Here is a 14,356-nt window from a genome sequence, read left to right as displayed (position 1 = left end):
GCCATGCGCGGGTGGCTGGTGGGTGTAGGTGGCCGTTGCTGATCCGGGCCTCGCCGCCGCCGGTCTGGCCCGGGTGGATTTACGCAACGTGGCTAGGTATGCCGGCGGCCTTGGCAAGGTGCGGTGGGATACGCGTGCTACCCCGGCCAAGGCATGGCATGCAGCGGCAGGCTTGCTGCATACGTTGCCACCCACCCGGCAATAGAAAAAGCCCCGGCACAGCAGGCTACGGGGTAACGCTCAGGCCCAGGCTGTATGCACCGGTGCTGCCGCTGTAATAGCTGCTTACCTGGATGGTATAGGCACCAGCAGCGCCGGCCGGCAGCGTAAACGTGCCGGAATACGCCGGGATGCGTGAGTTGGTGCCACTGCTGTCGTCATTGAAGGCGATCTGCTTGCCGGTGGGGTCTTGCAGGTACAGATAGGTATCGAACGCGGTGGACGCCAGCATGATGGCAATCTTGTTGCCCGGCGCAGCCTGGAAGGTATAGCGATCCGTGTTGTAGCCATTGCCGCGCAGGCCATAGCTGCAGCTGTTGGCCTGCAGTACGCCGTTGGCGGTGGCACCGCTGCTGATGGGCTGGGCGGGTGGTGCGCTGCATGTTGCCACTGGCTGATACAGGTTGAAGGTGGATGCCACGCCCGGCCCTTGCACTGCGCCACTGCCGCTGCGCGCGGTGCTGCCGCTGTTGGCGGCTGTGGTAAAGGTAAAGCTGCCATTGCCGGTGCCGCTGCTGGCAGAGCTAAAGCTGGCCCAGCCGGGCAGTGTGGCCGTCCAGTTGCAGCTGGCGGATGCAGCCACGCTCACCGTTGCACTGCCGCCAGCAGCGGGCAGGTTGATGCTGGTTGGCGTAAGCACCGGGGCGGTGGCGCAGGCGGCGGGTGCGCTTTGCGTGACCGCATAGGCGTTGCTGTTGCCCAGTGCACTCAGTTGCAGCGTGCCGCTGCGCGCGGTGCCGGTATTGGCGGCCACCGCGTAGTTCAGCGTGGCGTTACCGGTGCCGCTGGCCGCGCCGGTCAGCGTAAACCAGCTGGGGCCGCTGATGCTCCACGGGCAACTGGCGGCTGCGGCCACGTTCAGCGTGCCGCTGGTGGCGGCAGCGCCAAAAGAGAAGGTGCCGGGTGTCAGCGTGGGCAACGTAGGGCATACCGGCGACGTAGCCTGGCTGGCGCTCACGCTCTTGTTGCCCAGCGTAAAGCTGGCGCTGCGGGTGCTGCCGGTGGCATTGCTTGCTGCGGTAAAGGTCACCACCAGGCTGCCCGTTGCCGGGATGGTCAGCGGGTTGGGGGTAGCGGCTTGCAGCCAGGCGGGCAAGCCGGCGGCTTCCAAACGGCAGCCCGGCGCGCCACTGACCGTTACCGTGGCGCTGCCGTTATCGCTGGCCAGGCTGATGCTGGCGGTGTTGAGCGTGATGGCTTGCGTGGTGCAGGCTGGCTCGAAGACCTCGCCATAGCTGGTGGCATCGTTCTGCTCGGCGCCGCCAGCCAGCAGCAGGCTGCCGTTGGCCAGTACGTTGGCCGTGCCGGCACGGGTCTCCAGGCGTTTGGGGCCAATGGTGGTCCAGCTGCCGCTGGCCACGTTGTAGCGCAAGATGTTCCTGGTATACGCACCCGATACCAGGACATCGCCATTGGCCAGCGGCAGGCTGTAGTCCGCCTGGTTCAGCACTTGCGGCATGGCGGTGGTGGCGGCAAACGTGCCGGTTGCCGGGTCGTAGATTTCTGCGGTGCCCAGAAAGGTGATATTGCGGCCGCCGGCAACCAGTACCTTGCCATCCGGCAACAGCGTGGGCTGGATGTTCTCGCGCGCGGTGCCCATGGTGCCGGTGGCAGTCCATTGGTTGGTGGCCGGGTTCCAGATTTCTGCCTGGGTGAGGTAGCCATTGGCACCCTCGCCGCCCGCTTTCAATACCCGTCCATCGTTGAGCACGACAATGCCGTGCCAGTTGGATGCCACCACCATGTTGCCGGTCTTGGTAAAGGTGCCCGTTTGCGGGTCATACACTTCCGCATACGGGGTGCCATAGCCGGTGGCCTTGTCGATGACGAACACCCGGCCATCCGGCAGCAACCGTGCCAGCACGCGCGTGCGGGCAAAGTTCATGCTGCCGGTGACGGCCCATTGGCCGGTGGCAGGGTCATAGATTTCTGCAGTGGCGGTACCCACCAGCGATGGGCTGGTGGCTACGGAACCGCCCACCACCAGCACGCGGCCATCGCTCAACGTCACGGCAGCGTGTTCTGCACGCGGTTGCTGCATGGGGTTGATGGCGCTGAACAGGCTGGTGGCAGGGTCGTAGATTTCTGCACTGGTATATGGCGGCGTACCTGGCCTGACCTCGCCACCGGTAAACAGCACCCGGCCATCCGGCAGGTTGCTGGCTTGGTGAAACATGCGGGGCACGCCAAGGCTGCCGGTGCTGATGGCCGCCTGCGCGCCGGTTGCAGTCAGCAGGGCGGCCACGAAAATACGCATGGGCGTGGCCCATGGTCTGAAACGCGATTGGTTCATTTTTCCACCAGAAATTGGGTTGGGTGTAATCAAACACACGATTTATAGCCAAGAATCGATACAAGAAAAGTAAGTTTCATCACACACCGCCAGGGCAGCAAAAACGGCGTTTGCCGTTGGCTTGCCGGGCCGGCGCCAATGCTGCGGCACCCGTTGGCTGCGCTGCGCAGCGTGGATGATTTTGCTGCACGCCGGCACCTGCGCTGGCCGGTGTAACACCCGTTTTTGCCCGGTACGCCGCTGGGCAAACCCCGCATGTGTACGTATTGGCCGCATTGCGCAGTAGGCGCTTTGGCCAGCCTGCAGGTTAGTGCCTACCGCAAAAGCCGGCTGCTGGCGGGCATACGCGCTGGCGCGGCGGCGCAACAATCAGCCATCGTCAGTACAAGAAGGAAAATCGCCATGCTAGGTGAACTGATATCCGGTGAAGAGGCGCGCACCAAGATTGCTGCCGTATTCGATAACGAAGCCAGCGCCACTGCAGCGGCAGAGCAGGTACGCCAGGCCACGCAGGCAGAGGGTGCGCAGGTGCAGCTGATCACCCCTACCGACCAGCATTACGGCCGCAAGCTGGAGCCGGAATCAAACGGCATCGTGCGCACCGCCATCCGCGCGCATGCCACGCTGGGCGCTGTGGGGCTGGTGATGGGGTTGCTGCTGTTCGGCCTGCTGTATGCGGCCGATCTGCCCGCCATCGTCAGCAGCCCGCTGGCTGCCGGCATGATGATCGGCGTGCTGGGCATGGTGTTCGGCTTGCTGGGTGGCGGCCTTGCCACCATGCGGCCAGATCATGCCGCGGTGATCACGCCGGTGCGCGATGCGGTACAGCACGGCCAGTGGGCAGTGGTGGTGCACCCGACTTCATCACAGCAATGTGATGCAGCCATGCGCGTGCTGGGCAATATCACGCACGGCAAGGTCATGCGTACGGCTTAGGCAGACCAACGGTGCACGCCTGGCAATGCCGCGCGCGTACAGCTGGGAGAGTGACAAAGGCGCCGCTGGCGCTTTTGTCATTCGGGTGCGACGGCCACGGTGGAATCTCCAACAGGCAACGTGCGCACTGCCATGCCATCATTTGCCGGCCACGGCACTGCCTACCCCGCCTACCGCGCTACAGATTTGCATATACTCTGCCACCATCAAGCGCAAATCGTGGTGGGGCAGCAATGGCATACGTCTACAAGGTAATGGCATCCCCGGTAGGCCAGCTCAAGCTGGTGGCCAACGGGGATAAGCTGGCCGCCATCCTGTGGGAAAACGATCGCCCCGACCGCGTGCGCCTGGGCGAGCTGCGCCCGGCAGACCAAAGCCCGGTGCTGGATGAGGCAGAGCGCCAGCTGCAGGAATACTTTGCCGGGCAAAGAACGCAGTTCGATCTGCCGCTGGATTTTATGGGCACACCGTTCCAGAAACAGGTGTGGGCAGCGCTGCTGACCATCCCGTTTGGCGAAACCCGCAGCTACACGCAGATCGCCATGCAGATCGGCAATGTAAAGGCGGTGCGGGCGGTGGGCGCTGCCAATGGCCGCAACCCCATCTCCATCGTGGCGCCCTGCCACCGGGTCATCGGCGCAAGTGGCGCGCTGACCGGCTTTGCCGGCGGGCTGGCCGCCAAGCGGCTGCTGCTGGCGGTAGAGGCTGGGGCAGGCAAGGCACAGGGTTGATGCATGGCCGCAGGCCACCGGCGGCGACGCGGCTGTCACTTGTGCAAGGCATGGCTACCCAAGCGGCAGCCCTCATCCAGTCCTGGTGTGAGCAAAAGCACCCGACAGCACTGTATGCAACAGGCATCATCCTGGTGCGCGCTCGTGCGCAAACCAGAGATGGAGACGTCATGCCTATAAAAAAATCACGCATCAAGCGATCCGCACTGACCGCCCTGGCGGCATTGCTCTGCCACTACGCCATGGCGGCAGCGCCCTGGCAAAGCAGCCAGGTGTATAACGCTGGCGATACGGTAACCGTGGCCGGCCAGGATTACCGCGCCCAGTGGTGGACCAAAAACCAGCATCCGCAGCAATACGCCGGCCCCTTGGGCAGCGGCCAGCCGTGGCTGGTGCTGGACCCAACCCAGCCGCCGCTGGCATGCGGCAATGCCTGGCGGGCGCAGGCTGCCTATCAGGGCAATGCGGTGGTCAGCCGGCAAGGGCACAACTACGTGGCCAATTGGTGGACCAAGGGTGCAGACCCGGCCGTAGGCGGCACGCAGCCGGTGTGGCGCGATGCGGGCATTTGCAACTACCTGGCCGATTACAGCTACACGCTGACCGCGCAACAGGTGCAGCCGATCAGCTTTGCCGGGCAGCAACTCACGGCGGATTACCGCATCCGGGTGCAGTTGCCGGCCAACTTCCAGCCAGACCATGCGTACCCGGTAGTGTATGTGCTCGATTGGTTCGTGGTCGGCGCACTGGTTACCGAGCAATACCAGGCACTGCAGGCCAGCGGGCAGGTAGCACCGCTGATCCTGGTGGGCGTGGATTGCCCGGACAGCATCGATGCATGCTGGCTGCGCCGCGAGCGGGATTACACCCCCACCTACTGGCAGGCAGAGGATGAATACCTGGGCAACTTCGACCCCAACCTGCGCATCACTGGCGGCGGCCCGGCGCTGCAGGCCTTCTTGCAGAACCAGCTGATCCCGCAGGTGGAGGGCCGCTATATCACCAACGCGGCTGCGCGCGGCATTCATGGCACATCCCTCAGCGGGCTGTGGGCGGCAGATGCACTGGTGCACCACCCGGCTACCTTTGGCCGCTACCTGATCAACAGCCCGTCGCTGTGGTATCACGATTACAAACTGGTGGGCCAGGCGCAGGCCTTGCCGGCCAGCCAGTTTGCCCCGGTGCAGAAGGTGTTCCTGAGCATGGGCGCGCTGGAAGGCAGCCCGTACCTGGAAGATACCGCCGGCTTTGCCAGCTTGCTGGCGGGCAAGCAGGTGCCGGTGTCGCAAGCGGTCTTCCCGGGGCGCGAGCACGAAACCGCGCCGCTGGATGCCACCACCGCCGGGCTGCAGGCTACGTATCCGGCACAGCCATGATGCGGATCCAGTCAGCAGTTTGCTGAAGCAGATCGGCAACGCATGCCGGCGCTGCGGTTGTGGCTGCAGCGCCGGCATGCGTTGCTAACGGAAGGACGGGGCGGGGCTCGGCCACATGCAGGCCCCAACCCTGCCGCCCATCAAGAATTGCTATCTGGCGGCGCTTTTTTTGCAACAAATGCTATCGTAGCCCTTGCAATTGCCGCAATACCGCACTAGATTAGTCAGGTATTCACTGGAAGCCATCATGACCGTGTATTTGTTGCCCACCATCGCCCTGCCCGTTTCTGCTGCATCTGCAGCGGCGTGTGCATGCGTGCGCGTGTGCGGTGCAGATCACGCTTTGCTGGCATTTCATACTTAGGCACTGAGCTTTGCTCGGAGCCAAGGCTACCGGGTATCCAATATGCCAGACCCCGGTAGCTCACCCTACCGGGGTTTTTGTTTTTGGCTTTACCAACACCAACCAGGGAGTTCGCCATGCGGACCTACGACAAGCAGATTGAAACAATTCAAACCGGCCAGGGGATCGGGGGCTTGCGCCCATCCTTTGGCGGGGTTTCGGCTGCTGCGCTGCGTATGGCGCGGGCGGCGGCCACACCGCAAGAAACGGCGTGGCCCTCCCGGATGTAAAAGCACACGGGAAGGCCCAAAAGGTACCGCAAGGTGCCGGCCCCCAACGGGGCGAATGAACCGCAACACCCGATGGCGAGCAGCCCAAGGCGCTCCCCGGTGCGGCGGTTTCACGAATGGGTGAACCCAGATGGAAAACAGAAAACTACGCAATATCGGCATCATCGCCCACGTTGATGCAGGCAAAACCACCACCACCGAACGCATCCTTTATTACACCGGCGAGAACTACAAGCTGGGCGAGGTGCACGACGGCGCCGCCACCATGGATTTCGATCCGCAAGAGCAGGCACGTGGCATCACCATCAACAGCGCGGCCACCACCGTGTTCTGGCAGGGTACGCAGATCAACCTGATCGATACCCCCGGGCACATCGATTTCAATATCGAGGTGAACCGTTCGCTGCGCGTGCTGGATGGCGCCATCGTGGTGTTCGACGGCGTGGCCGGCGTGGAGCCACAAACCGAAACCAACTGGCGGCTGGCCGACAAATACCACGTGCCACGGCTGGCGTTCGTGAACAAGCTGGACCGCACCGGCGCAGACTTCCTGCGCGTGGTGGGCATGATCGAGCAACGGCTGGGCGTTACCCCGCTGGTGCTGCAGTTGCCCATCGGCACGGAAGGCGATTTCCATGGCCTGATCGATCTGGTGCAGATGGTGGCGCTGACCTGGCCTGCCGGCAGTGCGCCGGCCAGCTTCACACAAACCGCCATCCCGGCAGAACTGGTGGCCCAAGCGCAGCAATACCGCACGCGGCTGGTGGAAACCGCCGTGGAACAGGACGACGCGCTACTGGGCGCGTATCTGGACGGGCAGAATATCCCGCTGGATGCGCTGCAGGCTGCCATCCGCCGCGGCACCATCAATGGCGCATTCGTGCCGGTGGTGCTGGGCTCCGCGTTCAAGAACAAGGGCGTGGAACCCATGCTGAGCGCGGCGGTGGCGTACCTGCCGGCGCCGGGTGAAGTTGCAGCCGTGACGGCCACGGCCGGTGATGCAAGCGATGCCAACGGGGAAACCACGCTGGCCATCGAAGCAGACCCGGACGGCCCGCTGGCCGCGCTGGCGTTCAAGGTGGTGCAGGACGACCACGGCGCACTGACGTTTGTGCGGCTGTACCGTGGCCGGCTGAAAGTGGGTGATGTGGTGCTGAACGCCACCAATGGCAAACACGAGCGCATTGCGCGGCTGTACGAGATGCACGCAGAACGCAAGCGCGAGCGCGATGAAGCGGCGGCTGGCGATATCGTCGCCATCGTGGGCCTGAAGGCCACGGTAACCGGCGATACGCTCAGCCACCCGGCGCACACGCTGCTGCTGGAACGCATCGATGCGCCCGAGCCGGTGATCGACATCGCCATCGAGCCCAGGTCGCAGGCAGACCAGCAGAACCTGTTCAAGGGTTTGCAGGCGCTGCTGCAGGAAGACCCGAGCCTGAAGCTGCGGCAGGATGCCGATGCGGGCCAGACGGTGTTGTCCGGCATGGGCGAATTGCAGCTGGAAGTGACGCTGGAAAAGCTGCGTACGCGCTTCAAGGTGGATGTAACAGTGGGCCGCCCGCAAGTGGCCTACCGCGAAACCATCACGCAGGTGGCGGAAGTACACCACGTGCACAAGAAGCAAAGCGGCGGCCCCGGCCAGTTTGCCGAGCTGGTGCTGCAGCTGGAACCGCTGCCACGCGGTGACGGCGTGCAGTTTGAAAGCCGCATCGTGGGTGGTGCCATTCCACGGGAGTTCATCCCTGCGGTAGAGGCGGGTGTACGCAATGCCGCCAAGGTGGGCGTGCTGGCGGGGCATCCGGTCGTGGATCTGAAAATCACCCTGCTGGATGGGGGGTTCCACGAGAAGGATTCGTCGCAACAGGCGTTCGAGCTGGCGGCTGGCAATGCCATGCGCCAGGCGTTGAAACAAGCCGGCCCGGTCGTGCTGGAGCCGATCATGGCGGTGGAAGTGGTCACGCCGATGGATCACATCGGTGATGTGATCGGCGACATCAACCGCCGCCGCGGCCTGGTGCGGCAGCAGGAAATGCGCGGTAACGCCACGGTGATCGACGCGCACGTACCGCTGCAGGAAATGTTCGGCTACATCGGCCAGCTGCGCGCGCTGACTGCAGGGCGCGCCAGCTACACGATGCAGTTCGATCACTACGCCACCGCGCCACGGCATGCGGAAGTGGCCATCGCGGGCTAAGCCAGCCGCGATGCATGCAGTTGCAACAAGGTAGTAAACGGCCTTCGGGCCAACTGAAGGCGGGCACCTGGTGCCCGCCTTTTTCTTTGGGCGAAGCCTTTGCGCGAGGGATGGGTGTGGCCATCCTGGCAAACCATCCGGGCGGCAAGGCGGCAGATGCGTTGCAGCTTGGCTGGGGTGAAATCAGCGCGGGCCAGCGCCAACGGCCGCGCCGTTGCCTGCCCACGCATGGCCGTTGCAAAAACGCCACAGCCCCTTTGCCAGCGCAAATCGCCGCATGTTACCTTCCGCCACCTTTCCGATTCACCCCCTACGCCTCAAGGAGGAAAACACCATGATGTTCCGCTGCCATTCCTCCCTTCGCGGGCTGTAGTCCGGGTTTATCGCGCCAGATTTCTCAGGTCTTTCCGACCACACTCTGAATCTTCTGCATCTGCCCCGGGCTACGGCCTGCCGTTCTGCATTTCTTTTCATCTTTGAACGGAATACACCATGGGCAATGCCATGCAATACCTGGCTGACGGCGTCACTTTGTGCGCCACGGCCGATACCTGGATCGAAGGCGAAGCACTTCGCCAACTCAAACACACAGCAACACTGCCGGGCATGCGCCGCGTGGCCGGCATGCCTGACCTGCACCCCGGCCGCGGCTACCCGGTGGGCGCAGCATTTTTCTCCACCGGCCAGATCTATCCGGCGCTGATCGGCAGCGATATCGGCTGCGGCATGGCGCTGTGGCAAACCGGGCTGGATGCGCGCCGCAGCAGCGCCGCCAAGCTGGCCAAGCAACTGGGCAGCATCGATTGCCCGCTGGACGGCAGCTGGCAAGCGCAGATCGATGCATTGCAGCTGGCCGATGCCGATTACACCGCCGCCTTGGGCACTATCGGCAGCGGCAATCACTTTGCCGAAGTGCAAAGGCTGGAAACCATCTTCGATGCCGATGCCGTCGCGGCACTGGGGCTGGATGCAAGCCATTTGCAACTGCTGGTGCACAGCGGATCGCGCGGGCTGGGGCAGGCCATTCTGGAACTGCACATGATCGCGCACGGCCATAACCCGCTGACGCTGGGCAGCGCCGAGTGCACTGCCTATCTGGCACGGCACGACAACGCGCTGCGCTTTGCCGAAGCCAACCGCGCACTGATCGCCCGGCGCATGCTGGCACGCTGGCGCAGTGACGGCCGCTGCGTGCTGGACATCAACCACAACCTGGTCAGCCCTGCCCGCATCGCCGGCGAGGATGGCTGGCTGCACCGCAAGGGCGCCACACCGGCCGACGTGGGCGCGGTGGTGATACCGGGTTCGCGCGGGGATTACAGCTACCTGGTACAACCGGTGGCGGAAGCGGGGCTGGATAGCCTGTATTCGCTGGCGCACGGTGCCGGCCGCAAATGGGCGCGCAAGGACTGCAAGGGCCGGCTGGAACGGCGTTACACCGCAGCCCAGCTCACCCGCACCCGGCTGGGCGGCCACGTGATCTGCGAAGACCGCGACTTGCTGTACGAAGAAGCCCCCGAAGCCTACAAGGCCATCGACAGCGTGGTGGATGCGCTGGAGCAAGCCGGCCTGCTGCGCAAGCTGGCACGGCTGGCACCGCTGCTGACGTACAAGACCAGCGGGGAGTGCTGCCGATGATCTTGCTGCAACTCTCTGCCGCGCACGGCCCGGCCGAATGCCAGCTGGCCGTGGTGAAGGCGCTGGCCCGGCTGGCGCGGGAGGCGGACCACGCCGGTATTCACAGCAGCCTGCTGGAGGAAGAACCGGGCGACGAGCCCGGCACGCTGCGTTCTGCACTGCTCAGCCTGGAGGGGGACGGTGCGGAAGCACTGGCGCGGCAATGGCTGGGCACGCTGCAATGGACCTGCGCCAGCCCGTTCCGCCCGCGCCACGCGCGCAAGAACTGGTTCATCGGCATTGCGCAATGCGCGGCGCCGGCCCGGCAGCTGGAAAGCGAAATCCGCTTCGAAGCCTGCAAGGCTGGCGGCCCCGGCGGCCAGCACGTAAACAAGACCGAATCCGCCATCCGCGCCACGCACGTGGCCAGCGGCATCAGCGTGCGCGTACAGACCGAGCGCAGCCAGCACGCCAACAAGCGGCTGGCCATCGCGCTGATCGCTCACAAGCTGGCCGAACAACAAGCCGCCAGCAACGCCGCCCAGCGCGCCGAACGCCGGCAACTGCACTTCGAGGTAGAGCGCGGTAATCCGGCGCGGGTGTTCAGGGGGATGAAGTTTGAAGCGGCTTGAGCCTATGACCGAACACGGCTACTTAACAGCGCATTACGCCATTTCGCGGCCGGCCAAGACGTTTTCAATATTCTCTTTCACCCTCGACTCGGGCTCTTTCGAACGTGCAGCCTCAAGCACTTGCTTGGTATTCGCAGGCCAATTAGCTTGCCCCCAGCCGGCTAGCGCACGTAGTGCCATGTTACGGTTCCGGGTCACCGGGCTACGTAAACCAGCATCGATCAGCCCCCAACCCAAACCGGGAAACCGGTCCAACGACTGGAGAATAAAATCAAGCGCTGTGTGGCAACGATAATCTGGTCCAAGACCCAGTTCTGCCGCCGGACCCGTTGCTATTTTTTCGAGATCGAGCTGCTTGACAGCCAAGTCGATAACACGCTGCACCCGGTTTGCATCGTCGGTCCTCATCAGGTCATACCACTGTTCGCTACGGCCATTCTGCTGGTGGCAAAAGCGTTGCTCCCACGGGTCATCGCCCAGCACTTCTGCGGCTCTGGCCGCACTCCAGAATGAAACGCTATCTTCTGCTTGCAACTGATCCTGAACCATAAGAGCCCAATGCTTTTCTTTCAGTATCTCTTTTGCAGAATCAACGATGCGCTGGCGAGCGGAATTCTTCCATCCATAGGCCTCCAGCACCTCCCACTCTCGTGGCTGCTCAATAAAGAAGATCACTGCTTGCGCCGCAAGGATAGGCTCAACGCTCCGTATGCGGCTACGTTGCAAATGCCCCAAGTACAGTTGAATGACAGCGGCACCGCCCTCGTAATCGGTCATGTCTTGTGCAGGCCCGCCGTTAATGAGCGCTTGTATAATATCTCCAGCCCCTAATAGCAGGGCATCGTCGATATTCTCGATACCAAGTGCGGCCTCCAGATTTCCACCTACGGCGCAATCGTATGCAAGGTACTCATGCATCACGCTATTGGCGTAGCCTTCGCGCAACAGCCAGTTTTGAATACCAGTGCATTTGGTCTGGGCTAGCCGCTCTACCAGATGGATACGTCCCCAACCATCAACGCATTTAGCAAGTTCCCACCAAGCGGCCTCCGCCTCAGACTCCTCAAGTGCATTACCCAATGCAACCGCAGCAAAAAGCGTGAACTCCTCATGCAGACCCAATGTCATCAAAAGATCGATATCAGCAGCAGAGGAAAACATGCCAAGTAAAGCGACCGCCAGCTTGACCGCCCCTCGATCAGGGCTTTCTCTGGCCAGCCAGAGCGTTAGCGTTTGAAGCTTGATAAGCGGTAAAGATTTTTTCACACATATCTGACTCAGGAGAGCATCGGCAATATTGAGCACATTGTCATCCGCTATCAGTATATATAAAGTCTTGATATTCGCAGCCGAAGGGTTCAGCGTGGCTGAGTGCAAAGCATTGTAGATCGCATCGACATTTGATTGGTCCGGTGCGCTGCCTGCATGATGTCCAAAAGCACCATCCATAGCGCCACTAGCCCAGCGCATGCCGTTACCGGATTTTGCATGAACAATCGCCTCATCAGGCAAAATGCCAGCCTCGTCCGGAAGCGGTTTGCCCTTCTCACGGGGGAATGAATTGAGAAACTGATAAATACTTTGCCGATCGGCATCCCACGGCTTGGGGATTATCACTTCGGAAGCAACTTCCTTTTTCGACAAAAACAAGCCTCTCAAATAACTGTACATAATCATCCATTTTTAAATCAAATTTCACAAACAGAGAAAAATATATCCCCGCGCATCCACTCTTTATTGCCAGGGGATCCGTACATGAAATAGGTAATACTTCAAAAATCAGATTGAAGTCACTTGATAACGATGCCCTGTTTTCCCAAGGCAATCTGTACCACACCATTATCACTCTGGGTCACTTGTATCTTTAATGCCAAAAACCGCTCGATCACCCCGATATTGGTCAGCAGATGCGACGACGCCGTAGCCGCGGTAAACGCCCCGCCCCCAGCCAGCGCCAGCGGCAACAACAACTGATCAGCCAGGTACTCCCCCACCGCAGCGCCGCTGGCCAGATAGCCACGCACATGGCCGCCCACATGATTGGCGACGGCTTCGGACGACACACCGCGCTCGCCAAAACCGGTGAACACTTCCGTCACCTGCTCGTGTACCACATCGCACAGCAGTGCATTGCCCGGGCCTTCAATCGCCGACAGCTCGCGCACCTCGCTTTGCAGCGGCACGGCACTATCGGTCAGCCGCTTGGCCAGCTGATCCAGCTCGCGCTTGGCGATGCTGTAGCTCACCCCGGCAACGATGGCTTCGGCTTTCAGCTGCTGCAGCGCGCCGCGTTCAAGCAAAGTAAGCGGGGTCAGCGCGGTGATGGGTTGCACGCTGGCGTGTACCTCACCGCCACCGGCCGGGTAAAAACCATGCCGCTGCAGTGCCAGTGTTTGTTGCACGCCCATGCGCGCCACCAGCGGCGCCCAGCTGCGGATCAAAAAGTCGGCAGGCGGCGCGGCCTTGTTGTGCGTGCCGCCGCTGACCGTAACGGTGCTGGGTGCATCGGCAAACCACAACGCTGGCAGCACGGTCTGCAGCACCAGCGTGCAGCTGCCTGCCGTGCCGATGGCAAACTGGTAATCGCCGCCGCGGATAGCACCGGGTACAAAGCTCAGGCTTTGCGAGCCAGCCAACGCGCCGGTTACGGTTGCACCGGAAATGGTGGCGGCTGCCTGCACCGCCGTCAGGTGCTGGCGTAGCAGGCCGGGTTTATTGCGTTTGGCGCGGATGTGTTCGATACGGAACGGCTTGCCAGTGATCATGGCCAAAGTCAGCGCGGTGCGCAGCACCTGCCCGCCGCCTTCACCTGCAGCGCCGTCGAGTTCTATCCAGTCTTGGGTATTCATCTGGTTCTTTTGTGGTGATCGCCACCGCAGCCCGGGGGCTACGGCGGCGGAGTGTCTATTTTTTTACTGCGTTGCGGCGTGCACGGCATCGAACAGCAAGCGGTCCAGCGCGGCATCGTCGCCTTGCGGCTTCTTGTAATCGGCCGGGGCCGAATCCAGGTTCAGGTTTTGCTCGATGAACGCGTGGATCAGCGGGAAGCGCGCGCCGTATTCGGCCTCGCCGGTGCTCATCTTCACCGTCAGCAGCTGGTTGATTTCATCGCGCAGCGTAAGGTCTGTCACCATGGCGTCGGCCAGCTCGGCAAAGCGCATCGGCGGCATGCCACGGCCGGCATCCACCCATTGCGCGGCCAGCAGCGGGCGTATCACGTACAGATACTTCTTCAACCGCACGCGCTCGCCTTGCAGGTAGCCACGGAAGTTCTTGTGCGCCATCGCCAGGTAATGCCAGCGGCCCTTGCGGCTCGAGAAGAAGTCCGGCGCCAGCGCGCGCAGTTGCGCGGCCAGTGCCGCATCCTCGCGGTAGATCACCGGTGAATCCAGCCACTCGAACAAGGTCGGGTTGGAGCCACGCAGCAGCTGCAATGCCTTGCGCAGCTCCCAGCCGCTGATATCCAGCTCGTCGTCGATGGGCAGCTCGATCACGTCGCGCTGCGCTTCCACCTTCAGGTACCAGTCCAGCTTGTGTACGTACAGAAAGCGCACATCGTAATCACTGTCGGGCGATGCAAAGCCCCAGCCGCGGCTGCCGGATTCACAGGCAAACAGCACGTGCACATCGTGGCGCGCCTCGATTGCTTGCAGCTCGGCCAGCACCCGCGCGCGGATCTCGTCCGAGATCGGGTGGGCAAAACGGATGGTTGTCATGACTAT

The 14,356-nt window shown here is 62.5% G+C and carries 10 protein-coding genes; 6 read left to right on the top strand and 4 right to left on the bottom strand.

Translation table 11 applies throughout. From position 1 onward, the window contains the following. Positions 1 to 226: 226 nt before the first annotated feature. Positions 227 to 2,512, bottom strand: a complete 2,286-nt coding sequence (locus IGB42_RS16245; protein ID WP_159673564.1) for a kelch repeat-containing protein — start codon at positions 2,510 to 2,512, stop codon at positions 227 to 229. Between the two features lie 402 nt (positions 2,513 to 2,914). Here IGB42_RS16245 and IGB42_RS16240 point away from each other — a divergent pair, with 402 nt between their 5' ends. From IGB42_RS16240 to prfH, 6 genes are all read left to right on the top strand, one after another. Next, positions 2,915 to 3,448 carry a riboflavin biosynthesis protein RibA gene (locus IGB42_RS16240; protein WP_159673562.1) on the top strand — a complete coding sequence of 178 codons (534 nt, stop codon included), beginning with the start codon at positions 2,915 to 2,917 and terminating at the stop codon, positions 3,446 to 3,448. A gap of 233 nt (positions 3,449 to 3,681) precedes the next feature. Continuing rightward, positions 3,682 to 4,179 carry a methylated-DNA--[protein]-cysteine S-methyltransferase gene (locus IGB42_RS16235; protein ID WP_159673560.1) on the top strand — a complete coding sequence of 166 codons (498 nt, stop codon included), beginning with the start codon at positions 3,682 to 3,684 and terminating at the stop codon, positions 4,177 to 4,179. 170 nt (positions 4,180 to 4,349) lie between these two features. After that, entirely contained in the window at positions 4,350 to 5,555 is a 1,206-nt protein-coding gene (locus tag IGB42_RS16230) for an alpha/beta hydrolase-fold protein (protein ID WP_159673558.1), read from the top strand. 763 nt (positions 5,556 to 6,318) lie between these two features. Continuing rightward, positions 6,319 to 8,385, top strand: a complete 2,067-nt coding sequence (gene fusA / locus IGB42_RS16225; RefSeq protein ID WP_159673556.1) for an elongation factor G — start codon at positions 6,319 to 6,321, stop codon at positions 8,383 to 8,385. Between the two features lie 492 nt (positions 8,386 to 8,877). Next, positions 8,878 to 10,023, top strand: coding sequence for an RNA ligase RtcB family protein (locus tag IGB42_RS16220; protein ID WP_159673554.1), 1,146 nt, complete (start codon positions 8,878 to 8,880; stop codon positions 10,021 to 10,023). Continuing rightward, positions 10,020 to 10,634: a peptide chain release factor H gene (gene prfH, locus IGB42_RS16215; protein WP_159673552.1), complete on the top strand. Its 615-nt coding sequence runs from the start codon at positions 10,020 to 10,022 to the stop codon at positions 10,632 to 10,634. Before IGB42_RS16220 ends, prfH begins: the two co-directional genes overlap by 4 nt. Positions 10,635 to 10,667: 33 nt before the next feature. On the opposite strand, the gene IGB42_RS16210 is transcribed toward prfH, so the two are convergent. From IGB42_RS16210 to IGB42_RS16200, 3 genes are all read right to left on the bottom strand, one after another. Continuing rightward, the gene (locus IGB42_RS16210; RefSeq protein WP_159673550.1) at positions 10,668 to 12,305 is read right to left on the bottom strand and encodes a hypothetical protein; all 1,638 of its coding nucleotides are present in this window, start codon (positions 12,303 to 12,305) and stop codon (positions 10,668 to 10,670) included. A 119-nt stretch (positions 12,306 to 12,424) separates the two neighbouring features. Then, positions 12,425 to 13,483 carry an RNA 3'-terminal phosphate cyclase gene (rtcA, locus tag IGB42_RS16205; protein ID WP_159673548.1) on the bottom strand — a complete coding sequence of 353 codons (1,059 nt, stop codon included), beginning with the start codon at positions 13,481 to 13,483 and terminating at the stop codon, positions 12,425 to 12,427. A 63-nt stretch (positions 13,484 to 13,546) separates the two neighbouring features. Further along, a complete protein-coding gene (locus tag IGB42_RS16200; RefSeq protein ID WP_159673546.1) occupies positions 13,547 to 14,350 on the bottom strand; it encodes a nucleotidyltransferase domain-containing protein in 804 nt (267 codons plus the stop codon). Between the last annotated feature and the right edge of the window lie 6 nt (positions 14,351 to 14,356).

Origin of the sequence: Andreprevotia sp. IGB-42 (assembly GCF_009848685.1) — a bacterium.
In the GTDB taxonomy this organism is placed as follows: Bacteria; Pseudomonadota; Gammaproteobacteria; order Burkholderiales; family Chitinibacteraceae; genus Andreprevotia.
Note: the sequence above shows the minus strand (reverse complement) of the source record. Positions and strands in the feature narration are given on the sequence as shown.